The 21637-nt window shown below is 66.4% G+C and carries 18 protein-coding genes; 9 read left to right on the top strand and 9 right to left on the bottom strand.

Features of this window, described 5'->3' with window-relative positions:
• Positions 1–51: 51 nt before the first annotated feature.
• The gene (locus tag MKAN_RS04135) at positions 52–813 is read right to left on the bottom strand and encodes an SDR family oxidoreductase (protein WP_172836733.1); all 762 of its coding nucleotides are present in this window, start codon (positions 811–813) and stop codon (positions 52–54) included.
• A gap of 127 nt (positions 814–940) precedes the next feature.
• On the bottom strand, positions 941–3175 hold the full coding sequence (glgX, locus tag MKAN_RS04140; protein ID WP_080674196.1) for a glycogen debranching protein GlgX: 2235 nt from the start codon (positions 3173–3175) through the stop codon (positions 941–943).
• A 298-nt stretch (positions 3176–3473) separates the two neighbouring features.
• Between glgX and MKAN_RS04145 the strand changes: the two genes are divergently transcribed.
• The 3 genes from MKAN_RS04145 (at position 3474) to MKAN_RS04155 (ending at position 6397) form a co-directional block, all read left to right on the top strand.
• A complete protein-coding gene (locus MKAN_RS04145) occupies positions 3474–4682 on the top strand; it encodes an alkane 1-monooxygenase (protein WP_371686064.1) in 1209 nt (402 codons plus the stop codon).
• A gap of 99 nt (positions 4683–4781) precedes the next feature.
• Positions 4782–5396 (top strand): TetR/AcrR family transcriptional regulator, encoded by a 615-nt coding sequence (locus MKAN_RS04150; protein ID WP_023365458.1) that lies wholly within the window; start codon positions 4782–4784, stop codon positions 5394–5396.
• A 32-nt stretch (positions 5397–5428) separates the two neighbouring features.
• Entirely contained in the window at positions 5429–6397 is a 969-nt protein-coding gene (locus tag MKAN_RS04155) for an aldo/keto reductase (protein ID WP_023365460.1), read from the top strand.
• Between the two features lie 13 nt (positions 6398–6410).
• Here MKAN_RS04155 and htpG read toward each other — a convergent pair whose 3' ends face one another.
• Positions 6411–8354 (bottom strand): molecular chaperone HtpG, encoded by a 1944-nt coding sequence (gene htpG / locus MKAN_RS04160; RefSeq protein ID WP_023365462.1) that lies wholly within the window; start codon positions 8352–8354, stop codon positions 6411–6413.
• Positions 8355–8471: 117 nt separating this feature from the next.
• On the bottom strand, positions 8472–9485 hold the full coding sequence (locus MKAN_RS04165) for a TIGR03617 family F420-dependent LLM class oxidoreductase (RefSeq protein ID WP_023365464.1): 1014 nt from the start codon (positions 9483–9485) through the stop codon (positions 8472–8474).
• Between the two features lie 156 nt (positions 9486–9641).
• Between MKAN_RS04165 and MKAN_RS04170 the strand changes: the two genes are divergently transcribed.
• From MKAN_RS04170 to MKAN_RS04185, 4 genes are all read left to right on the top strand, one after another.
• The gene (locus tag MKAN_RS04170; RefSeq protein WP_023365466.1) at positions 9642–12032 is read left to right on the top strand and encodes an ATP-binding protein; all 2391 of its coding nucleotides are present in this window, start codon (positions 9642–9644) and stop codon (positions 12030–12032) included.
• Between the two features lie 178 nt (positions 12033–12210).
• Entirely contained in the window at positions 12211–13713 is a 1503-nt protein-coding gene (locus tag MKAN_RS32465; protein WP_023365468.1) for a PE family protein, read from the top strand.
• A 212-nt stretch (positions 13714–13925) separates the two neighbouring features.
• Positions 13926–14294: a DoxX family protein gene (locus tag MKAN_RS04180; protein ID WP_023365470.1), complete on the top strand. Its 369-nt coding sequence runs from the start codon at positions 13926–13928 to the stop codon at positions 14292–14294.
• Between the two features lie 11 nt (positions 14295–14305).
• Positions 14306–14677, top strand: coding sequence for a nuclear transport factor 2 family protein (locus MKAN_RS04185; RefSeq protein WP_023365472.1), 372 nt, complete (start codon positions 14306–14308; stop codon positions 14675–14677).
• A 41-nt stretch (positions 14678–14718) separates the two neighbouring features.
• Here MKAN_RS04185 and MKAN_RS04190 read toward each other — a convergent pair whose 3' ends face one another.
• Positions 14719–15369: a class I SAM-dependent methyltransferase gene (locus tag MKAN_RS04190; protein ID WP_023365474.1), complete on the bottom strand. Its 651-nt coding sequence runs from the start codon at positions 15367–15369 to the stop codon at positions 14719–14721.
• Positions 15366–16298: an SAM-dependent methyltransferase gene (locus tag MKAN_RS04195; protein WP_023365476.1), complete on the bottom strand. Its 933-nt coding sequence runs from the start codon at positions 16296–16298 to the stop codon at positions 15366–15368. Before MKAN_RS04195 ends, MKAN_RS04190 begins: the two co-directional genes overlap by 4 nt.
• Before the next feature lie 193 nt (positions 16299–16491).
• On the opposite strand from MKAN_RS04195, the gene MKAN_RS04200 reads away from it, so the two are divergent.
• A complete protein-coding gene (locus MKAN_RS04200; RefSeq protein WP_023365478.1) occupies positions 16492–17196 on the top strand; it encodes a DUF4190 domain-containing protein in 705 nt (234 codons plus the stop codon).
• Positions 17197–17242: 46 nt separating this feature from the next.
• Here the strand turns inward: MKAN_RS04200 and MKAN_RS04205 are convergent, their stop codons facing one another.
• The 3 genes from MKAN_RS04205 to MKAN_RS29250 form a co-directional block, all read right to left on the bottom strand.
• Positions 17243–20134, bottom strand: a complete 2892-nt coding sequence (locus MKAN_RS04205) for a DUF4349 domain-containing protein (protein ID WP_023365480.1) — start codon at positions 20132–20134, stop codon at positions 17243–17245.
• On the bottom strand, positions 20131–20757 hold the full coding sequence (locus MKAN_RS04210; RefSeq protein ID WP_023365482.1) for a MerR family transcriptional regulator: 627 nt from the start codon (positions 20755–20757) through the stop codon (positions 20131–20133). The genes MKAN_RS04205 and MKAN_RS04210 overlap by 4 nt, the downstream gene beginning before the upstream one ends.
• 195 nt (positions 20758–20952) lie before the next feature.
• Positions 20953–21282 carry a hypothetical protein gene (locus MKAN_RS29250; protein ID WP_225722851.1) on the bottom strand — a complete coding sequence of 110 codons (330 nt, stop codon included), beginning with the start codon at positions 21280–21282 and terminating at the stop codon, positions 20953–20955.
• Positions 21283–21412: 130 nt separating this feature from the next.
• On the opposite strand from MKAN_RS29250, the gene MKAN_RS32470 reads away from it, so the two are divergent.
• Positions 21413–21544: a hypothetical protein gene (locus MKAN_RS32470; RefSeq protein ID WP_254893859.1), complete on the top strand. Its 132-nt coding sequence runs from the start codon at positions 21413–21415 to the stop codon at positions 21542–21544.
• Positions 21545–21637: the final 93 nt, after the last annotated feature.

Below are 21637 nucleotides of genomic sequence, written 5' to 3' on the forward strand. Positions count from 1 at the left end.
AGCGGGATATCGCCCCGGCGTCACGCTCGCGCTGCGGGTCAGGCCGAAGGCCTAGCCGGCGTCGAGAACCGGTCCGCCGGCAGCCGATGCACCCCTGGCGACCACGACCGGTATCGACGTTGCCGGATCGGTGCGCAGGATGGTGTGCACCACGTTGACCAGGTCCTCGACCGGCATCAACTTGCCCGGCATGCAGCCGCCGGAAAGCCACAGCGGATACGCCTTCATGGCAAGGTCGCGATCCCAGCCGACGTTCATTGCCGTCCGCGCGTCACCCTCGCCGCCTGCGCACTCGCCCACGATGAGGCAGGTGAATCCGATTTCCGGGTGCTCGGCCCGCCACGCCTCGACCAGCCTCTCCAGGGCCGCCTTGCTGACCCCGTACGCGCCGAGGCCCGGCCACGGCGGTGTGTAACCGCCGGTGTCGGAGGACAGGTAGATCGCCTTGCCCGAGGCGGCGGCCAAATGCGGCACCGCCGCCGCGGTGGCCACCGACGCGCCGATGACGTTGGTGTCGAAAACTCGCCTCCAGGTGTCGGCATCGGTGTCGACCAGGCGCACCAGTGGGCTGATGGCCGGGGTGTAAACGAGGTTGTCGAGGCCGCCGAGCGCCTCGGCGGCCGCGGCGATGGCCGCTCGGCACGACGCCTCGTCGGTGACGTCGCACTCCACGGCGATGGCACCGGGGCCGGCCTCCCGGGCCGCGGCCTGGGTTCGCTCGAGCCGCCGCGCCAGCAGCGCGACGTCGTCGCCGCGCCTGGCAAGCCCGACACCGATGCAGCGCCCCAACCCGCTCGAGGCGCCGATGACCACCGTTTTCGACATAGCCGCCTCCTACCCCAAGCGTTGACCCTGTGCGACGAGACCCGCCAGAGCCACAGCGTATCGGGTCGCCGAAACTGTGTTATTGCAGACAAACTACGAGTACGGGCCTGCAAAACTACAGTCTCGGCGAGACGGCTGGTCGGGCACCCGACTCGAAACGCCACTGCCCGGCAATGCCGGTGATATCGGGCTGGCTCTGCTGCGATTCGCTCGCGGCTTGCAGCACCACCGTGCTGCGCGCATCGACGGTGAGCCTTGCCGCGGCGGGCAATTCGTCGCGCGGCGCCAGCTGCCGGGCACCGGTATAGACCACCGTGCGCCACTTCTCGCCGAATTTTGCTGGTGGCAAGGTGAATTCGATCGGCTCGTGGTGTGCGTTGAAGCACAGGACGAACGAGTCGTCGAACACCCGCTGACCGCGCAGGTCGCGGTCGGGAATGCCGTGGCCGTTGAGGAACACCGCGATGGACTTCGCGAAGCTTGCGCCCCAGTCCTCGTCGGTCATCTCCGACCCGTCGGCGGCAAACCAGGCGATGTCGGGCAGACCGTCCTCACCGCGACGGCCCACCGGCTTGCCGGAAAAAAACCGGCGCCTGCGAAACACCGGGTGGTTGGCGCGTAATGCCGACACCGCGCGGGTGAAATCCAGCAGGCCGACGTCGGCCTCCGCCCAATTGACCCAGGTGATTTCGTTGTCTTGGCAGTAGCCGTTGTTGTTCCCGTTCTGGGTGCGTCCGAGTTCGTCGCCGTGGCCGATCATCGGCACGCCCTGGGACAGCAGCAAGGTGGTGAGAAAGTTGCGCTGCTGGCGGCTTCGCAGCTCGTTGACGCCCGTGTCGTCGGACGGCCCCTCGAAGCCGCAGTTCCATGAGCGGTTGTGGCTCTCACCGTCGTTGTTGTCTTCGCCGTTGGCCTCGTTGTGCTTGTCGTTGTAGGACACCAGGTCACGCAGCGTGAACCCGTCGTGGGCGGTGACGAAGTTGATCGAAGCGACCGGCCGGCGCGCGGTGTGCTCGTAGAGATCGGCCGATCCGGACAGTCGGTAGGCGAACTCGTCGAGGGTGGCAGGCTCACCGCGCCAGAAGTCGCGGACGGTGTCGCGGTACTTTCCGTTCCACTCCGTCCATTGCGGCGGGAAATTGCCCACCTGGTAGCCGCCGGGCCCGACGTCCCAGGGCTCGGCGATGAGTTTGACCTGACTGACCGTCGGATCCTGTTGTACAAGTTCGAAAAACGTTGCCAGCCGGTCAACTTCGTAGAATTCCCGGGCCAGCGTCGCGGCCAGGTCGAACCGGAAGCCGTCGACGTGCATCTCGGTCACCCAGTAGCGCAACGAATCCATGATCAGCTGCAGTGAATGCGGATGACCGACATTGAGGCTGTTGCCCGTACCGGTGTGGTCCAGGTAGTAGCGCTTGTCGTCGTCGACCAGCCGGTAGTAGGCGGCGTTGTCGATTCCGCGCATCGACAGCGTCGGGCCCAGGTGGTTGCCCTCGGCGGTGTGGTTGTAGACCACATCGAGAATGACCTCGATGCCCGCCTCGTGCAGGGTGCGCACCATCGCCTTGAACTCCTGCACCTGCCCACCTGCCGACGTGGCGCTGGAATACTTCGGGTCGGGCGCAAAGAACGAGATGGTGTTGTAGCCCCAGTAATTCGAGAGCCCCTTCTCGACCAGAGTGGAGTCGTTGGCGAAGTGGTGCACCGGCATCAGCTCGATCGCGGTGACGCCGATGCTGGTGAGGTGCTCGACGATCGCCGGGTGGGCCACCGCGGCGTAGGTGCCGCGTAGGTGCTCCGGGACGTCCGGGTGCGTTTGCGTCAGACCTTTGACGTGAGCCTCGTAGATGACGGTGTCGGCGTAGTGGTGATTCGGCGGGCGGTCGGTGCCCCAGTCGAAGTAGGGATTGATCACCACGGCCTTGGGCATGCTGGCCGCCGAGTCGTCGTCGTTGCGGCTCTCCGGGTCACCAAAGGGGTAGCCGAACAGCGATTGGTTCCAGTCGAAAATGCCGTCGATGGCCTTCGAATACGGGTCCAGCAGCAACTTGCTTGGGTTGCACCGGTGGCCCGCGCGGGGGTCGTAGGGACCATGGACCCGATACCCATAGCGCTGGCCGGGTTCGATGGTCGGCAGGTAGGCGTGCCAGACAAAGGCGTCGACCTCGGGCAGGGTGATCCGGGTCTCGGTGCCGTCGGCGTCGAACAGGCACAGCTCGACCCGCTCGGCGACCTCGCTGAACAGCGCGAAATTGGTGCCAGCCCCGTCATACGTCGCGCCCAGCGGGTAGGCCCGGCCGGGCCAAACCTCGAGAGTGGGCGTGGGGGCGACGACGGGAGCGCTGGTCATGGCGCAGTTGATACCCCGTCGGTGCCGCGGCCAAACCCGGCCCGCGTTATCCACGTCGGCTTCGGTGGACGTCAGTCGCATGCGAAACATCCTGCAGGGGAGTCGATTTCGCGGCGCACGGTGCCGGCTCCGCGATTGGGATGCCAGCGCGCACTGCGGCACCCGGAGCCGTCGGCCACCCCGATTGAACAAATCTAATGATTTATCTATCTATTGCACAAATGATCTGATATGTTCAATGCGCCGCCGCCCCGGCGGTGACCTAGTCCAGAAGGGAAACATCATGGGGACCACCGCAATGGGAGCAGTAACAGAGTCTCCGGTCGAACGATGGCGGGACCGTAAGCGACACCTGTGGCTGGTGGGACTCGTCCTGCCCACGGCGTTGCCGGTGAGCGTGGCGCTTGCCTGGGTGTTCGGCAAACTCGGCTGGAACGCCGCCACACCGGTGTTGTGGTGGGTCGGGCCACTGCTGCTTTACGTGCTGTTGCCCATCCTGGATCTGTTCTTCGGCCCCGACGGCCAAAACCCGCCCGACGAGGTGATGGAGCGACTCGAGAACGACAAGTACTACCGCTATTGCACGTACGCGTTCATTCCGTTCCAGATGGTCAGCCTGGTGCTGGCGTGCTACCTGTGGGCGGCCGAAGACCTGAGCTGGCTCGGCATCAGCGGCGGCCTGGGCCTGATCTCCAAGATCGGCGTGACGCTGACCATCGGCGTCGTCGGCGGGGTGGGCATCAACACGGCCCACGAGTTGGGGCACAAGCGCGAGAACCTCGAGCGATGGCTGTCCAAGATCACCCTCGCCCAGACGCTGTACGGACACTTCTACATCGAGCACAACCGCGGCCACCACGTGCGGGTGGCCACCCCGGAGGATCCGGCCAGCGCGCGATTCGCAGAAAGCTTCTGGATGTTCTTGCCGCGCAGCATGTTCGGCTCACTCAAGTCGGCCTGGGAACTGGAAAAGACTCGCATGCAGCGGATCAACCAGCCCACCTGGAGCCTGCGCAACGACGTGCTCAACGCCTGGGTCATGTCGATCGTCCTGTTCGGTGGGCTGACCGCCGTCTTCGGGTGGCAGGTGCTGCCGTTCCTGATCATCCAGGCGTTCTACGGCGCGTCGCTGCTGGAATCGGTCAACTACCTCGAACATTACGGTCTGCTGCGGCAACGGACCGCTTCCGGACGCTACGAACGGTGCGCGCCGGTGCACAGCTGGAACTCCGACCACATCGTCACCAACATCTTCCTTTACCACCTGCAGCGGCACAGCGACCATCACGCCAATCCCCTGCGCCGCTATCAGACGCTGCGCAGCATGGCCGGTGCCCCCAACCTGCCCAGCGGGTACGCCACCCTGATCACCCTGACCTACCTTCCCCCGCTGTGGCGAAAGGTGATGGACCACCGCGTAATCGAGCACTACGGCGGTGACATCACCAAGGTGAACATCGATCCGCGCAAGCGTGGCAGAGTCCTGGCCCGCTACGGAAGCCGGTGATTGCCACCGGTCCATGCCCGGTGCCGGCCCGCGGGTACCGAACCCGGCCCCGCGGGCACGACACCGAAAGCCCGGTCCATGCACACTAATCTCAGCCCCATGGTCGAGACCGAGCCGTCGCGGAACCGCAACCCGTATCAGAGCACCGCGTTGAGCCTGATGCACAACGGGGTGCTCGACGCGCTGCACGGCTTGCTGCTCCAACGGAAGTGGTCGTCGATCACCATGGCCGACGTGGCATCGGCGGCCGGCGTCAGCAGGGGCACCATCTACAACGAGTTCCAGTCACGACGCGGACTGGCGCGTAGCTACGCCCTTCGACTGACGGACACCATCGTCACCGGAATGCGAACGGCCATAGACGAACACCACGGCGACGGCTACGGTGCCATGCGGACGGTCTTTCGCGACTTCTTCGACCGCGTCGACCATGATCCCCTCGTCCAGGTGTTGCGAACCGAGGACGCGCCCAACGACATTCTCCGGTTGATCACGGTCGAGAGCCAGTTCCTGGTCGACCATGCCTCGAGCCAGCTGTCGCAGACCTTCCAGCACAGCTGGGTCAACGCCGACGAATACGACGCGACAGTGATGGGCCAGGCCGTGGTCCGGGCCGCACTGAGCTTTCTCGCGCTGCCCCCGGCCGACGCCGACGAAGCCGCGAGGGGCATGGCGCGCCTGCTCGCGCCGTTCGTCGAATCGATCGGTGGTTAATCGAACGTGCGGACCTCAGTACGGTGTGAAACATGAAATATCTCGACGTCGACGGAATGGGAAAAGTCAGCCGCATCGGACTGGGCACCTGGCAGTTCGGTTCGCGCGAATGGGGATACGGGGACCGCTACGCCTCCGGCGCGGCCCGCGACATCGTGCAGCGCGCCCTCGACCTGGGTGTCACGCTGTTCGACACCGCCGAAGTCTACGGCTTCGGCAAAAGCGAACGGATCCTCGGCGAGGCACTCGGCGACCGGCGCGACAAGGTCGTTGTGGCCAGCAAAATTCTCCCGGTCGTGCCGTTTCCCGCCGTGGTCAAGCAGCGCGCGCAGGCCAGCGCCCAACGGCTGCAGCTCGACCGCATCCCGCTCTACCAGGTCCACCAGCCCAATCCGGTGGTCCCCGATTCGGTGATCATGCCCGGAATGCGCGAGCTTCTCGACAGCGGCAAGATCGGTGCGGCCGGGGTGTCCAACTACTCGCTGGCCCGATGGCGAAAGGCCGACGCCGCGCTCGGCCGCCCGGTCATCAGCAACCAGGTGCATTTCTCCCTCGCCCACCCGGGCGCGCTCGACGACCTGGTTCCGTTCGCCGAGCGGGAGAACCGCCTCGTCATCGCCTACAGCCCGCTGGCACAGGGCCTGCTGGGCGGCAAGTACGGCGTGGACAACCGGCCGGGCGGCGTGCGTGCCGTCAACCCGCTGTTCGGCACGGAGAACCTGCGCCGGATCGAGCCGCTGCTACAGACGCTTCGCGACGTCGCCGCCGACGTCGACGCCAAGCCGGCGCAGGTGGCGCTGGCGTGGCTGATCAGCCTGCCGGGAGTGGTCGCGATCCCCGGGGCGTCCAGTGTCGAGCAGCTCGAATTCAACGTTGCCGCAGCCGATATCGAACTCACCGCGGAGTCCCGCGACGCACTCACCAAGGCGGCCAGGGCGTTTCGTCCAACGTCGGTAAGGAAGTTCCTCACCGACACGGTCCGCGAGAAGCTCGGCCGCTGAAGAGGTGTCCCGGCTATATCGTGCGCGTGAGCCGATCGGCCAGCAGCTCCGCGAACCGCGCCGGATCCTCTGGTGTCCCGCCTTCGGCCAAAAGTGCTGTGCCGTAAAGTAATTCCGCGGTCTCCGGCAAGGAGGGATCGTCACTGCGGTCTTGGTGTGCTTGACACAAGCCGGTCACCAGCGGGTGATTGGGGTTGAGCTCCAAGATCCGCTTGCCGACTGGAACTTCCTGCCCCGAAGCCCGGTAGATGCGGGCGAGCGCCGGGGTGATCCCGAAGGCGTCGGTGATCAGGCAGGCCGGCGACTCGGTCAGCCGCGTCGACAACCGCACTTCCTTGACGTGCTCGCTCAAGGTCTCCTTCAGCCAGGTGAGCAGGTCGGCGAACTCCTTCTGCTGCTCCTCGCGCTCCGCCTCGCTCTGGTCCTCGGCGGAGTCCAGGTCCACCTCACCTTTGGCGACCGACTGCAGCGGCTTGCCGTCGAACTCGCTGACCACCCCGACCCAGACTTCGTCGACCGGGTCGGTGAGCACTAGCACCTCGTAGCCCTTGGCTTTGAACGCCTCGAGATGCGGGGACCTGAGGATCTGCTGACGCGACTCCCCGGTGGCGTAGAAGATCTGCTCCTGGCCCTCCTTCATGCGCGACACGTACTCGGCCAGCGTGGTGGCTTCCTCCTCGCTGTGGGTCGAGGCGAAGGACGAAATCTGCAGCAGGGTTTCCCGGTTGTCGAAGTCCGACAGCAGGCCTTCCTTGACGACCTTGCCGAACTGGGTCCAGAAGGTGCGATAGTCCTCCGGGCGCTCGCCCTGCAGGTCCTTGATGGTGGCCAGGACCTTCTTGGTCAGGCGGCGACGGATGGCCTTGATCTGGCGATCCTGCTGCAGGATTTCCCTGGACACGTTGAGCGACATGTCCTGTGCGTCGACCACACCCTTGACGAAGCGCAGGTATTCGGGCATGAGCTGGTCGCAGTCGCCCATGATGAACACGCGCTTGACGTAGAGCTGGATTCCGAAGCTGGCATCCCGGTTGAACAGGTCGAAGGGCGCGTGCTTGGGGATGAACAGCAGGGCTTGATACTCGAAAGTGCCTTCGGCCTTCATCGCGATGACTTCCAGCGGGTCGTCCCAGGCGTGTGCGATGTGCTTGTAGAACTCCTGGTACTCCTCGGCGGAGACCTCTTCTTTGGGCCTGGCCCATAGGGCCTTCATGGAGTTGAGGGTCTCGGTTTCGACGGTGACGGTCTCTTCGCCGCCTTCGTCGTCGGAGGCGGGCGGGGTGCGCTTCTCGACCTCCATCCGGATGGGCCAGGCGATGAAGTCGGAGTATTTCTTGACCAGGCTCCTGATCTTCCACTCCGAGGTGTAGTCGAACAGGTCGTTCTCGGCGTCTTCGGGCTTGAGGTGCAGCGTGACCGACGTTCCCTGCGTAGCCCCGGCGGTTGATGAGTCGACGGATTCGATGGTGTAGGTGCCGTCGCCGCTGGACTCCCACCGGGTGGCCTCGCTCTCGCCGGCCTTGCGAGTCAGCAATTCGACCTTGTCGGCCACCATGAACGACGAGTAGAAACCGATGCCGAATTGACCGATCAGCTCTTCGGATGCGAGCGCGTCCTTGGCCTCACGCAACTGCTGGCGCAGCTCGGCAGTACCCGACTTGGCCAGCGTGCCGATCAGGTCCACGACCTCGTCGCGCGTCATACCGATGCCGTTGTCGCGAACGGTCAGAGTCCGGGCACCCTTGTCCACCTCGAGCTGGATGTGCAGATCGGAGGTGTCGGCGTTCAGCTCCTTGTTGCGCAGTGCCTCCAGACGCAGTTTGTCCAGTGCGTCCGAGGCGTTGGAGATCAACTCCCGCAGGAACGAATCCTTGTTGGAGTACACCGAGTGGACCATCAGATCCAGCAGTTGCCGGGCCTCCGCCTGAAACTCCAGCTGCTCGACATGCGCGTTCATGACATTCCTTCCGACGAGATCGCGTCTCGAATTTAGCGAGCCGCCAGCCGGCCGTGAGCTGGGGGTCACCACCGATAGACGGCCCGCCGCGTCGGAAACCAGTCACCGATGTCGGTGTTACCGCTGCATGCGGCGGGCTACCTCGCCGTACCGCTCGAAGCGCTCCCGATCGCCTCGGGCGTTGTAGAAGACAAGGCGGTCGGTGACCGCGGCGTACTTGTCGGCCAGCGCGTCCGCCAACCCGTCCCAGGTCGACTCCGTGGCGAAGACGGCAATGTGCTCATCGGTGATCTGGCCGGCCATGCCGGCGAAGTCACCGGCCTTCTGTTTCTCCCGGATCCGGGCGGTCGTGCCCTCGAATCCGGCCTCGTCCAAGATGAACGCGTAGTTGGGTGTGCTGGCGTAGAAGGCGATGCTGGCTCGCACGGCTTCTCGTTCGTTGTCACGTTCTTCGTCCCTATCTCCGACGATCGTCAGCACGGGCACGATCAACGCGACGTCGGATGGTGCGCGCCCCGCTCTTGCCGCACCTAAGGACACGTTGGGCACAACATGCCGGCCGATGTAGCCAGGCTCGCCAATCGGATGGACGTGTACGCCGTCGGCCACTTCCCCCGCCATCCGCAGCATCCATGGATTTACTGCCGAGATATCGACTTTGGGATCGGGGGCGTCGATGGGGCCCGGGCTCCACTGCGGCGTGATGAAGTCGAGGTCATAGAACTCGCCGTGGTGATCGAGGGTCCCGGTGCGGAAAGCGGCGAAACACGCCTTGACGGCCAGCACGTAGTCGCGCAACCGCGGCCCGGGCCGGTCGAAGGCCGTACCGTAGCGGTGCACGACGTGACGGCGCACCTGGGTGCCCAGGCCGAGCCGGAATCTGCCGCCGGTTGCGTCCTGAAGCTCCCACGCGGTGGCCGCCGTGACGAAGGGGCTCCGCGGAAAGGCCACCGCGACGCCGGTGGACAAGTCGAGGCCGGGAGCCGCCTGCGAGGCCACGGCGGCACTGAGATAAGCGGTCCGGCCCGCCTCGGTGAACACCAGGCCGGAGAATCCGGCCGCCCGGGCCTGCCGGGCCACCTCGCCCACCTTGCCTAACGGCTCGGGAAACGTCATCGCGTCGATATGCATGGCGGGAGCCTACGTGCACGGTCTGCGGCACGGCCGCAGACGGATCGTCGGTCGCTGCCGGTCGACTGGCCGGAGTTGGATCGACGTTCCGGTTTGGCCGATTGGCGGCGTCGCGCGATAGTAGCGTTAACGCGATGCAGGAACGTAGGTGCGCGTTTGACTGAGGCTGTCGACTTCCGGCTGTTGTTCGAGTCGGCTCCGGGCCTGTTTTTGGTACTGGACCCTGACTTGAGGATCGTTGCCGTCACCGATGCTTACCTGCAGGCGACGATGACCGAGCGAACGCGGATTCTGGGGCACGTCATCTTCGCGATTTTCCCGGACAACCCCGACGACCCCAATGCCGAAGGAGTCCGCAACCTGCGGGTGTCGCTGGATCGCGTGGTGCGCGATCGCGTCTCCGACGCGATGCCGGTGCAGCGTTACGACATTCGGCGCCCGGACGGGGACTTCGAGGAACGCTTCTGGAGCCCTACCAACTCACCGGTGCTGGATTCGGCCGGCCAGTTGCGCTATGTCATTCACCGCGTGGAGGACGTCACCGAGTTCGTCCGCCTGCAAGCATCCGACGCGGCGCAGCAGCAGGAGACGGCCGCGCTGCGCGCCACCACCCAGCAGATGGAGCAGGAAGTCTTCGCCCGCGCCTACGAAGTGGCGGAGACAAGCCGAAAACTCAAGGAAGCCAACGCCGAACTGGCCGACCTGTACGCGCGGGCCAAGGAACTCGATGACCTGAAAAGCCAGTTCTTCGCCAACGTCAGCCACGAGCTGCGCACTCCGCTGATGCTGATCCTGGAGCCCGCCCGCAGGCTGCTGGAATCGACCGAACCGGCGGAGCCGTCACGTGGCGATCTCGAGCTGATCGTCCGCAATGCCCGGTTGCTGCAACGGCACGTCAACAACCTGCTGGACGCCGCTCGGTTGGAAGCCGGTGCCGTCCAACCCAATTACGCGCACGTGGACGTCGCCGAGCACCTGCGACTGGGTGCCGCCCTGTTCGAATCGCTTGCCGTAGACCGTGACATCGAATTCAGCGTCAATGCAGACCAGCCTGTTACGGCGGAACTCGACCCCGAGCACCTGCACCAGATACTGGTTAACTTGTTGTCCAATGCTTTTAAATTCACCCGGCCTAGTGGCACCGTGCGTTGTTCGGTCTCGACGGATCCCGACCATCGAGTCATTATCGAGGTCGCCGACAGCGGCCCGGGAATTCCACACGAGCAGCGGGCGGCGGTCTTCGAAAGGTTCCACCAGGTCGAGGGCGGTCCCACCCGGGCGGTCGGTGGCACCGGGTTAGGACTGAGCATTGTCCGCGACCTGGTGGGATTGCACCGGGGCAGTGTCACCATCAGCGAAGCCCGCGAGGGTGGAGCGCTGGTAATCGTCGATCTTCCGCGGCTCGCGCCCGCGGGTCTGCCGGTGCAGCCGGCCAGTCCCCGCGGCGCCGAGCGCTCCAGCCGGGATTCCGCCGGCGCAATCGCCGAAATCACCGCGATCTCGACCACATCAGCCCAGGGTGAGCCCGACATCGCAGACTCCAAACCTGTCATCGTGGTCATCGAAGACAATGTCGACCTCAATGCCTTTGTGTGCCAAGCACTATCGCCGCACTACCGAGTCAAGGCAGCGTTCGACGGGCGGACCGGACTGGAGCTGACACGCGCGCACCACCCGGACCTGATCGTGTGCGACATCATGATGCCGCAGCTCAGCGGCGACGAACTGCTGCATCAGGTGCGCGCCGACCCGGTCTTGGCCAACACACCGGTGCTGATCCTCACTGCCCGCTCCGACGACCAATCCAGGCTGGCATTGCTACAAGCCGGCGCGAACGACTATCTGTCCAAGCCATTCCAGCTGGGTGAGCTGCGAGCGCGGGTGGACAACCTGGTGAATCTGCGCCTCGCCGAAGCACACGCACGGACCTTACGAGTGGCGGCCGAGCGCGAACGCATCGCGCTGGAACTGCATCGCTCGGTGACTCAACGGTTGTTTCTCATCAGTCTGCAACTCAGCGCAGTCTTGCCGCTGGCCCGAATGCCGGCCGTCGCCGAACGCATCGGCGAGTCGGTTAGCGAACTCGACGCCGTCATCAACGACGTCCGCAACACCATCAACCAACTCGACATACCGACCGGCGACGAGACCAACTTTCGGCTGCGCATGTCGGATCTGCTCGGCGAAGTGGCCGAAGCTCTGGACGCCAGATTCCAGGTTTTCTTCACCGGCCCGCTGGACACCATCGACAGAACCATCACGAGCGCGCTCTACGACGCGGTCCAGCAGCTGGTCACGGCGATTCTGCGGCATGCAAACGCCGACGAGATCATCTTGCAGGCCACCTATGAGACCGACCTGGTGGTCACCGTGATCGAAAAATCCAGAACAGCCCCAAGTGCGACGGCGGCCACCGACCCGACGGCGCTGCTTCCCCAGCAGCTTGCCGCGCGCGGTGCCCGGCTGGACATGACCACGCCGGACACCGGCGAGACGGTGTGGACCTGGACGGTGCCCATGGCCGTCGCCCGGCGCGGGGACGACTGACCGAACCAGCGTTTGCCGGCGTTGACGCCGTGGGGCCGGCATTCGCATCGGCTCACCATTTGATTGCCGGAATACCGGGATGTCCGTCACGGATAGGGATACGATTTTGCCCCAACAGCGTGGATACGAACTACGCGGCCAAAGCCGGGTAGTGACCGGGGCACACGGGAGCTGGCTCATGTCATATGTGTTTGCGGAGCCCCAGATGCTCGCCGCCGCGGCCGGGGATCTTGCGGCGATCGGTTCGACTATCAGCGTCGCCAACGCGGCCGCAGCGGCGCCTATCACCGGCGTGCCGGCCGCGGGCGGCGATGAGGTCTCAGCGGGCATCGCGGCGATGTTTGGCATGCACGCGCAGGCTTATCAGGCCATTAGTGCGCAAGTGGCAACGTTTCACGACCAGTTTGTGCAGATCCTCCGCACCAGTGCGGGATCGTATGCCGGTACCGAGGCCACCAACGCCGCCACCGTAGACGTGGGGCCGGGCGCCGGGCACAGTGGCGGTGCCGGCGGGTCCGGAAATGCGGCTGCTGCCGGCGGGTCCGGCAGTGTCAGCCAGGCCGGTGGGGCCGGCAGTGTCAGCCAGGCCGGCGGAAAAGGTGCGGACTCCGGGTCAATCGGCAGCGGTGGGATCGGACAGCACGGCGGCCCGGGCGGTGCGGGTGCGCCTGATCAGCCCGGTATCGGCAGCGGCGGCGGGGCCGGCGGGCACGGCAACGCCGGTGTGGCCGGCGGCCCGCAAGGCGGCAACGGCGGGGATGGCGGGCCCGGCAACGGCAACCCGATGAACCACGGTTCGGTCAATGCGGCGGGGCCGGCCGGTGTCAACCCCAACCAGCACCTGGCTCAGCCCGCCGCCAGCCCCGGTATCGGCAACGGCGGCGGCCCGGGCGCGGCCGGCGCCAACGGACAACACGGTGGCACGGGTGGCGTTGCCGCCGGTGTGCTTGAACAGCCCGGCAGCGGCGGTGGTGGTCACAGCGGCGGCGCTGTCGGCGCGGAACACGGCGGCGGTGCGGCCGGCGGGGTCGCAAACCCTGGTGGCGGTGGTGACGGCGTCGCCAGCGCCGGTGGGGCCGGCAGTGCCGGGGGTGCCGTCGGCACCGGCGTCCCGACGTCCGGGGGCGCCGGTCAGCCGGGCGAGGCCCGTTACAACGGCGGCACCACGGGTCCCGCCGGTCATGGCGGCTGGCTGTTGGGCTACGGCGGCCCCGCCGTGACCGGCTGGAGCCTAGGGAGCACCGGTATCGGCGATTCCGGCGCCGTGGGCGGCATGACGGCACCGGCGGCACCCGCGGCGACTGGAGCAGCCAGTGGAGCAGCCACCAGGGTTGCGGAACCGGCCTTACCCGCGGCGGCCAAGACGCAACCGCTGCACTCGGGCAACCCACTGCATCCCGCCACCACGACCCAGCCGGGCACTCCGGCACGCCCGGACGGCCCGGCGCACCGGGTTCACCAGCGCGACAAACCGTTGCTGCTCGTTCCCCTGAATCTTCGAGGTTTGCGCCGAAAACTGAAGTCGCGGTTGGAAATTCACGATGAAGGCGCCCTGCGGAAGGACTCCCGCGACGAAGAGGTCAACCGGCCGTGGGGGCGCGAAGAACTGCTGCACGCTCTTGGCCTGAGACCACCCGAACACGAACAACTGATCGCGTCGTCGCGGTGCCAAACCCCATAACCGCTCACCGCTAACCCCCCGCGCGCCCTCGGGTTGCCGAGGTACGCCGGCGTCGCCTTTCCGATGACGGCAACCATCGTCGCGCCAGCCGTTGGCGGTCCGCCTTCCCGCGACAACGAGGCGTTGTGACGAAGGTCACCGCGTCGACGAGTCACATCGACGCCCCGTGACGTGTCTTCAAGGTGCACCCCTGTCGAATGAGGAGGCTGGTGATGAATGGGTTTCTGTGGACTTTGCAAGTCGTGCTAACCGCGATTTTCACCGCGTCAGGGCTGTTGAAGATCAGCCTCTCCAAGGATCGGCTCATCGCACTTGGGCAAACCGGTGTCACACCGTTCCCGATGCCGGTGGTCCGCTTTGCAGCGCTGTGTGAGTTGCTCGGCGCGGTCGGTATCCTCGTGCCCCGACTGCTGGGCGTTGCGGAATCTCTCACCCCGGTCGCCGCAGGGGGCTTCGCGATCGTCATGGTGGGCGCGATCGGTTCCCACGCCTACCTTCGGGAACCGCGCAACGTCTCGTTGACCGCACTGATTCTCGTCGCCGCCGTCACGGTCGCCGTGGGCCGGGCACTGCCCCGGTAAAGGAGATCGCCATGCACGCATTCCGCGCCGCCGTCGAGTCAGGAGACATCTCCACCATCGGTGACCTGTTCACCGACGACGCCATACTGCACAGTCCCATCGCGTATCGGCCCTACCAGGGCCGCCGTAGTGTCGCGACAGTTATCACCGCCGTCGCAAACGTCTTCGACGGTTTGCGCTACCGGGCAGAGATGTGCGCCGATCGCACCGGCGATCACGCCTTGGTCTTCACCGCCAAGGTGGATGACCTCGAGATCGAGGGTTGCGATTTCATCCATACCAGGCCCGACGGCTTGATCGACGAGATCACCGTCATGCTGCGGCCGTTACGGGCAGTCAGCTTGTTCGCCGAGAAAATGCGCGCGGAGTTAGCGCGCGCGTGACAACGTCTTCGGGGTTTTCGGGCACCGCCCGTAGGGCGGTCTTATGTGGTCGCGGTTGGGCTCTTGGTGCCGACGGTGATCAGGTCTGACACGATCTGCGTCCAGACCGGCCGCCGGACCCGGTGCTGATCGCTCACGACGAACCCGGCGCCCTCGAACAGTGCCCGCATCTCGGCCGGCGAGGCATTATGCTGCGGCTTCCACCTGCCGGCCGAGGGTACCTGCAGCAGCGGTTGCCGTGCGCTCAGGGCCGCCACGGCCACCAGCCCGCCGGGCGCCAGCACCCGATGGAATTCCCGCAACGCCGTCGGCTGATCGAAGAAGTGAAACGCGGAGGTCGTCACCACGGCGTCGAGTGCGCCGTCGTCGAAGGGCAATTGCTCGGCCGGACCACGCATCCACTGCACTCGGTTGGATCTGGCGCGGGCCTGGTTGAGCATGCCGTCGGACATGTCGACGCCGTAGATCTCGTCGGGATTCAGTTCGCGCTGGATCCGGTCGCTGAGAATTCCTGTGCCGCAGGCGATATCAGCGATCTTGCGGGATCCGTGGCCGCGTAGTTGCGCAATCACCTCGTCGTGCGGCGGACGGTACACCCACTGCTGCAACACCGGCAGGTCGTAGGCCGGGGCCAGCAGGCTCCACATCCGGGTGACGACGCCGTTGAGCCCGCGGCGAGGCGTTTGCGTCATACGCTCAGCACGGAGCTGTAGTAGATGGTGTCGGCCATCGACACCGAGTCGTTGGTTTGGGGGATCGCCGCAAGACCGTTGTCGGCCAACAGCCGACTCATTCGGGTAGCGGCGGAGCGCCAGCCCAGCTGGTCCAGATAGCCGCCGACGTCGTTGCGCTCGCCCTCGTAGCCCAGATCGGCGAACTCGAGGTCGAAACCGTGTTCCCGCCACTTGGCGGTGGCCCGGCGCATCATCTCCCGGGCTTTGTCGACGTCCAGCTGCGACATGTCCGGGACCGCCTCGCAGCCCAGCCGGCTGCCGTCGGCGCTGAGCGCAGTGATGTCGTCCAGCAAGCGATCCTGAGCAGCCGGCGGCAGATAACCGAAGAGCCCCTCAGCGATCCACGCGGTCGGCCGACTCCTGTCAAAACCCGCGTGCAGCAAGGCTTTCGGCCAATCGTGGCGCAGATCGACGGCCACCGTGCGCAAATCCGCCGTCGGTGCGGCTCCCAGCCGGGCCAGGGTGGCGGTCTTGAACCCGATCACCTGCGGCTGGTCGATCTCGAACACCGTCATATCGGCCGGCCATGCCAACCGGTAGGCGCGCGCGTCCAGACCCGATGCCAGGATCACGGCCTGACGGATCCCGGCCTGCGTCGCGTCGTGGAAGAACGAGTCGAAGAAGCGAGTCCGTGCGGCCATCGCATCGGGCATGTGCTCGAGCTTCCAGGCTGACTCGTCGTCGTCGACATCGGCAGCGACAAGATCGCCGGTGGCCCACCGGGTGAAGAAGTCCACGCCGACGGCACGGACCAGCGGTTCGGCAAACCGGTCCTCGATCACGTTGCGCCGGGCCTTGGTCGCTATCGCCCGGGCTGCCGCCACCATCGTGGCCGTCGCCCCCACACTGGTTGCCAAGTCCCAGGTGTCGTTGTCTGTGCGTGGCATATACCTGCTCTCTCATTCTCGGCCCGGCTAATACTTAGATAGTATAACGAATACTGGAGGTGGCGCGGCTGCACCCCGGGCGCGCGGCGGCAGCCACGCGCCCGGCGACAGCGGCGGAACGCGATCGGCTTACCGGCAGTGCCGATATTGTCGACGCCCCCTTTGGCGGCGCAGGTGGCATTACCGTTCCCTCATGACGTTTCAGCCGCCGCCATATCCGCCGCCTGCACAGCCCCCGGGCCCGGGCCGGTACCCACAACAACCCGGCTACCCCGGCGGCTACCCGCAGCAGCCCGGTCAGTACGGCCAGGCCTATGCGCCGCCTCCGCCACCGCGGGGCACCAATGGCTTTGCGATCGCTTCGCTGATCTTCGGGGTCCTCGGCGGTGTCCTGCTGAGCGTCATCTTCGGCATCATCGCGCTCAAACAGATCAAGACTCGCGGTCAGGGCGGGCGCGGCATGGCAATCGCAGGTCTGGTGCTGTCCGCGCTGTGGACGTTACTCATCGGGGCCGCGATCATCGCTGCCGTCGTAAGCAACGACGGTTCGGTGCGCGCAACCAGCCTCGCCGTCGGGGATTGCATCGAGTCGATCCCGGGTGACAATGCGCGGGTCGCCACGCTCCCGAAGGTGTCGTGCGCCAAACCACACGAGGGCGAGGTGTATGCGCAGTTGCGGGTGACTGCAAGTAGTTTCCCGGGGCAGTCCAGCCTGGAGAGCGACTATCGGGAGAGGTGCCTGTCGGCGTTCGCCGGTTATGCGCCCAACGCCGCAGACAGCGAGGACTTCGAAAGTTACGTGCTGTATCCCACTCAGGCGACCTGGAACCATGGTGACCGCGACGTGGTATGCATCGCCACCACCAAGGTGAAACGCACCGGGTCGATCAAAGGCTGAGCATCGGGTCGCCGGACCGGCGGCGACCCGCGGCTCGGGCGAGTGGTCACGAGCGAGTTGTCGGACCGCTGGCCGCACCGGATGCTTGCGCGAATGACCAGCGGCGCAGCACCAAGACGACCGCCAACACCAGCACGGCCAGCACCGGCAACCACGGCAGCAGGAACCCGGCCGTCAGCATGATGCCGTAGGCAGCCGAGAGCACCGAGTGCCAGCCGCGGTCGAGCGCACCGAGGAAACCAACCCGGGTCACGGTCGGTTCGGCGGAGATGTTGACGTTGATCGTCGCGTAGGAAATCTGGTCGCCAAGTGTGGCGCGCTGGGCCCGCAGCGAGTCCAACTCGGCCTGTCGTTGGGTCAGCGACGACTCCGCGGCCAGCAGGTCAGCGGTGTTGTCCGCGCGGCGCATCAGCTCGAGCAGCCGATTGACCGAGGTCTGTAATGCCTCGATGCGGGCATCGAGGTCGACGCGCTGCGACGTGACGTCGGCATGGTTGATCGACATCGACCTGACGGCCCCGAGTTTCTTGACGTCGGCCAGCACCGCGTCGAGCTTGTCTGCCGGAATGCGGACCACAAGATTGACCACCGGCGACCCGGACCGCGAAGAGGTGCCGGACCGCTCCGAACGCGAGTCCACCCGCCCACCGGCATCGGTGACCTCGGAGACCAGCCGATCGGCCAGCTGAACAGGCTCCGCGACGACCATCTGCAGCGAACCGGTGGTGACGATGTCACGCTTGTAGGTGCCGTCCGGAGGCGGTGCCGGCGCCTCTGGTGCGGCCAAGGTGTTCTCGGTGATGCCGCCTTTGGTCCCGGGAGCGGTTGCATCCGCTGTTGCGGAAGGCTTGCCGGCCACTCCCGAGTCGCGGGCGGTGACGGGCAACCCGTCGCGGGTGAGCGACCACGCCCAGCCGAGACCGACCAGCACGACGCCGGCGATGGCCACCGCAATTGCGTTGCGCAGCTTGATCGTTCGCGCCACCGCGGCCGACGCGGTGGCGGACGGCGCCTTGGCCGCCGGCTCTGCCCCGCGGGCACCGGCATTGCCTCGGGGCGGCCACCGATCCCATCCGGCCGGCGTCTCGACGGGTTGGATCACGCGGTGCTGCACTTCCCCTTCGGTGACCACCCGGTTGTCTTCGCTGTCGAGGGCGACGTACCCGGTGAACCTGGACAGCACGTTGAACCGCAACGACGTGTCGACGATCCGCTTCTCCAGGTCTTCCCGGAGACCGCCGGCAGCCGCCGCGAAGCGGTCCTCGAGGTCGCGCAGGTGGGCCCGCGCCCAGTGGGCAGTGACGGCCGGGGCCTCGCGGCGCTGTCCGGCGACGGTCACCGACCAGTCCCCACCATCGCCGGTGGTGCCGCGCAGGGTGAGTGTGCCGGTCGCGCTTCCCCGATACCGCCCAGTCACCGCCAGCGGCACTCCCGGAAGCAGATCGGGCAGCCGAACCGGGCTTGCGGTGTCCGCGATGGTGTTCAGCCCTTCGGCGTGCAGTGCCAGTGAGTGCGCGAGCGGCGCGCCGATGCGACGTTGCATGGCGTGCATTGCCTCGTCGAGGCGGTCCTCGCTTTCCACCAGCTCGCAATGTCCCCCGCCGATATTGGCCAGGCGGTCCAGGAAACCGGCGTTGACGGCCTGGTCCACGCCGACCGTGTGCACCCGCACGTGCTGCAGCTCGTCCGATAGCTCGCGGAGCAGCTGATCCTCGTTGCCGACCTGCCCGTCGGTGATCAGGACGAGCACCGCGTCACGTCCCTGCGAGCCCCGCAGTAGGGAGAGACCCTGCCGCAGTGGCGCGAGCAGTTCGGTGTCGCCGCGCGCGTCGACGCGGGCGAGGTGCTCGATGGCCCGGTACCGGTGCCGATCGCTGGCCTCGACCAGCCCGTCAGCTAGACCGCCGGCACGGTCGATGCGGTCGCCGAAGGTCAGCACCGCGAACCGGTCGGTGCTGCTGAGCGTATCGACAATGCGCGTCGAAACCCGGCGCGCGGCAACGATTTTCCATCCGGCCATGCTGTGGGAGCGGTCCAGCAGCAGCACTACATCCCGCGGACGCGGCGGCGCCCCTGATGCCGGCGGCAGCACGGTGAGTTGATAGGTGCCCTCGTCACCGTCGGCATCGGGTACCAGCACGAGCGAATCGGTGAGGCCTTCGGCGCCGTAGCGCAGCCGTAGGACGAAATCCCTATTGGCCCGCTCGCCGGGCTGTACCTTTATCCGGCCGTCGTCTGTCGATACCGCGGGCAGGCTCGACCGCACCTCCGACAGCGTGAGCCCGGCAGGGTCAATGCCGACGTCGATGGTCGGGAGAACGGGGTACGGGAAGCCGGGCAGCAGCACCGGCGGGGTAATGCGCGAGGCGTCGGGGACGACGTCGGTGTCGTCGGCGTAGCCGTCGCCGACCGGGCTATCCGCCAGGGGGGCGCCGGGAACGTAGCGCGGCGCGACCAGCAGCGGAAAGCGGAACGTGGCCTCGCCGTCCTCGTAAGCCAGCGGGCTCACCAGGGTGAGCGCCACGCTGACCCGTTCGGCCGGCAAGATGTTGCCCACCCGCATGGTGAAGACGTCCGGCCGCTCCTCCTCGACGATGGCCGCGCGACGATCCGACGCGATGGTGTCGTCGTAGGCCCGGCGGGCAGCTTCCCGCTCCAGTAGCTTCGCCTCGACCACCCGCCCGTCGACGCTCATCCGCATTCGGGTTACCGCCGCTCGATCCGGCAGCGGGAATACGTAGGTGGCTTCCAGCGGTACGTCGAAGGCGTTGACGAAGTCCTGGGTCAACTCGACCTGACTGGTGAGACCGGTGATATCCACCCGAACGTCGACGCGATCGAGCGGCAGATTGCCCCGCGGGGCGTGCCGGGTTCCCAGCCCGGCGTGGAGGTCCGCGGCTGTCTCCGCGTCGGTCATCGACGTGATGCGGACGGTCATGATGGGCTCCGTTCATCGAGGGGCGGGCCTGACAGCAAGCCACGGTCGGCCAGCAGCTCGAGCAGTGGCCGAGCGGCGGTATGGATCGCGTCCATATCGTGTTCGTCGGGTGCGGCCGGCAGCACCAACAGTGCCCCGCCGGGCAGGTGGACGGCGGCCAACGTGGTGACAGTGTCAGCACCCTGAGCAGCCGGTTCGGCCGCTGGTTCGGCCGCTGCTTCGGGCGGGGCGGCCCAGAAGCGGTTTCGACGACCGGGTACCGGTGCCTCCTGTGACGACGGCTCCGGCTGCGCCATGACTGCGTCGGGGACGGCGGCGACCTTGCGCAGCGTTGCGTCGGTCGCTCCGGCTAGTTCGGCCTGGATCTCAGCGAGCGAATGGCCCTGCGCCTGACGGCGCTTGACCGCGACTATCTGCAGCAGGTGCCGTGGGCTGTAGACCGCGGTGCGTCCCTGCCTGGCCGGCGGGTCGACGAGTCCGGCCGTCGTGTACCACCGCACCGCCCGCCGATCGGGCAGCTCCCGGACCCGCCCGTTGGGCGCTCCCGGGTACGCGGAATCGGCCAGGCTGACGGCGACCCGTCGCACCAGCTCGTCCAGCGTCCACGACGCCCGCCCGGCCATGCGTCGATACTGACACTGTTACTATTACACTGTCAATGTTTGGTAGCGACGGCCATCCGCTCGCACCACACAAATGATGGACTAGCGACCGTCTGCGGCCAACGCCGTTGTCTTCCAAGAATTTCGATCAAGCAATCGATGCGCGATGCGCAGCGGGATCGGTGCCGCGCAAAAGATGCTGTCCCTGGGCGCACCTCAGCACGGGTGCGGAATGAACAGGGACCAGCACACATTGGGAGGCTGCCACGGGTACGGAGGTGGTGGATCATTTCCTTCCCAGACAGTCGGAGACACGTTGCCCTGCCCGTAATTGACGTAGTGGTAGGCGTGGCAGACATTCCAATCCCAATTCGGGCGTCCGTCCGCCGGCGTATTGAAACCACCGCCGTAGCCCCCCGGGTCATCCCCCGGGCACCACTGGTACGGGCCGCCAGCGTGGGCAATGCCTGCGCCAAGGCCCAAGCCGGCCAAGCCCAAGACGCCAGACGCCAGCACGGATATCGCGAGCCACCTAAGTCGACTCATGGTCGGTTCCTCTCGTACGGACCCCCGCCGGGGTCGCCAGTGCGATCAAGTACAGACCGTGCCGATGACTACCGATCCCAATAGCTTGCCCATGCATTCTTGCCGGTGAACCTGCCGGTGACCGGGTGTCGTGACGGTGGTAGGACCGCCGGGCATCGACAAGAGCCTGGTGGCCCGCGAGGTCGCGGCGCTGGCCGCCGGTCGCGGGGTCAAGGAGTACCGGGCCTTCTGCGTTCGCACGCGCAACCGACAATCAAGGTGAGACAACGGTGCACGCTCAATCCGCCCCGATCAGGCGACTTGAGCGCCGGTCGGGGGCCGGGCGAAATCACGCCAGCTGGCGCGGTTGTCAACG

Source organism: Mycobacterium kansasii ATCC 12478, assembly GCF_000157895.3.
In the GTDB taxonomy this organism is placed as follows: Bacteria; Actinomycetota; Actinomycetes; order Mycobacteriales; family Mycobacteriaceae; genus Mycobacterium; species Mycobacterium kansasii.

Bases quoted from the DNA above. Each gene is read 5' to 3' on its own strand.
- glgX (WP_080674196.1), bottom strand. From the start codon at position 3,175: ATGACCAGCGCTCCCGTCGTCGCCCCCACGCCCACTCTCGAGGTTTGG.
- MKAN_RS04145 (WP_371686064.1), top strand. From the start codon at position 3,474: ATGGGAGCAGTAACAGAGTCTCCGGTCGAACGATGGCGGGACCGTAAG.
- MKAN_RS04150 (WP_023365458.1), top strand. From the start codon at position 4,782: ATGGTCGAGACCGAGCCGTCGCGGAACCGCAACCCGTATCAGAGCACC.
- MKAN_RS04155 (WP_023365460.1), top strand. From the start codon at position 5,429: ATGAAATATCTCGACGTCGACGGAATGGGAAAAGTCAGCCGCATCGGA.
- htpG (WP_023365462.1), bottom strand. From the start codon at position 8,354: ATGAACGCGCATGTCGAGCAGCTGGAGTTTCAGGCGGAGGCCCGGCAA.
- MKAN_RS04165 (WP_023365464.1), bottom strand. From the start codon at position 9,485: ATGCATATCGACGCGATGACGTTTCCCGAGCCGTTAGGCAAGGTGGGC.
- MKAN_RS32465 (WP_023365468.1), top strand. From the start codon at position 12,211: ATGTCATATGTGTTTGCGGAGCCCCAGATGCTCGCCGCCGCGGCCGGG.
- MKAN_RS04180 (WP_023365470.1), top strand. From the start codon at position 13,926: ATGAATGGGTTTCTGTGGACTTTGCAAGTCGTGCTAACCGCGATTTTC.
- MKAN_RS04185 (WP_023365472.1), top strand. From the start codon at position 14,306: ATGCACGCATTCCGCGCCGCCGTCGAGTCAGGAGACATCTCCACCATC.
- MKAN_RS04190 (WP_023365474.1), bottom strand. From the start codon at position 15,369: ATGACGCAAACGCCTCGCCGCGGGCTCAACGGCGTCGTCACCCGGATG.
- MKAN_RS04195 (WP_023365476.1), bottom strand. From the start codon at position 16,298: ATGCCACGCACAGACAACGACACCTGGGACTTGGCAACCAGTGTGGGG.
- MKAN_RS04200 (WP_023365478.1), top strand. From the start codon at position 16,492: ATGACGTTTCAGCCGCCGCCATATCCGCCGCCTGCACAGCCCCCGGGC.
- MKAN_RS04205 (WP_023365480.1), bottom strand. From the start codon at position 20,134: ATGACCGTCCGCATCACGTCGATGACCGACGCGGAGACAGCCGCGGAC.
- MKAN_RS04210 (WP_023365482.1), bottom strand. From the start codon at position 20,757: ATGGCCGGGCGGGCGTCGTGGACGCTGGACGAGCTGGTGCGACGGGTC.
- MKAN_RS29250 (WP_225722851.1), bottom strand. From the start codon at position 21,282: ATGAGTCGACTTAGGTGGCTCGCGATATCCGTGCTGGCGTCTGGCGTC.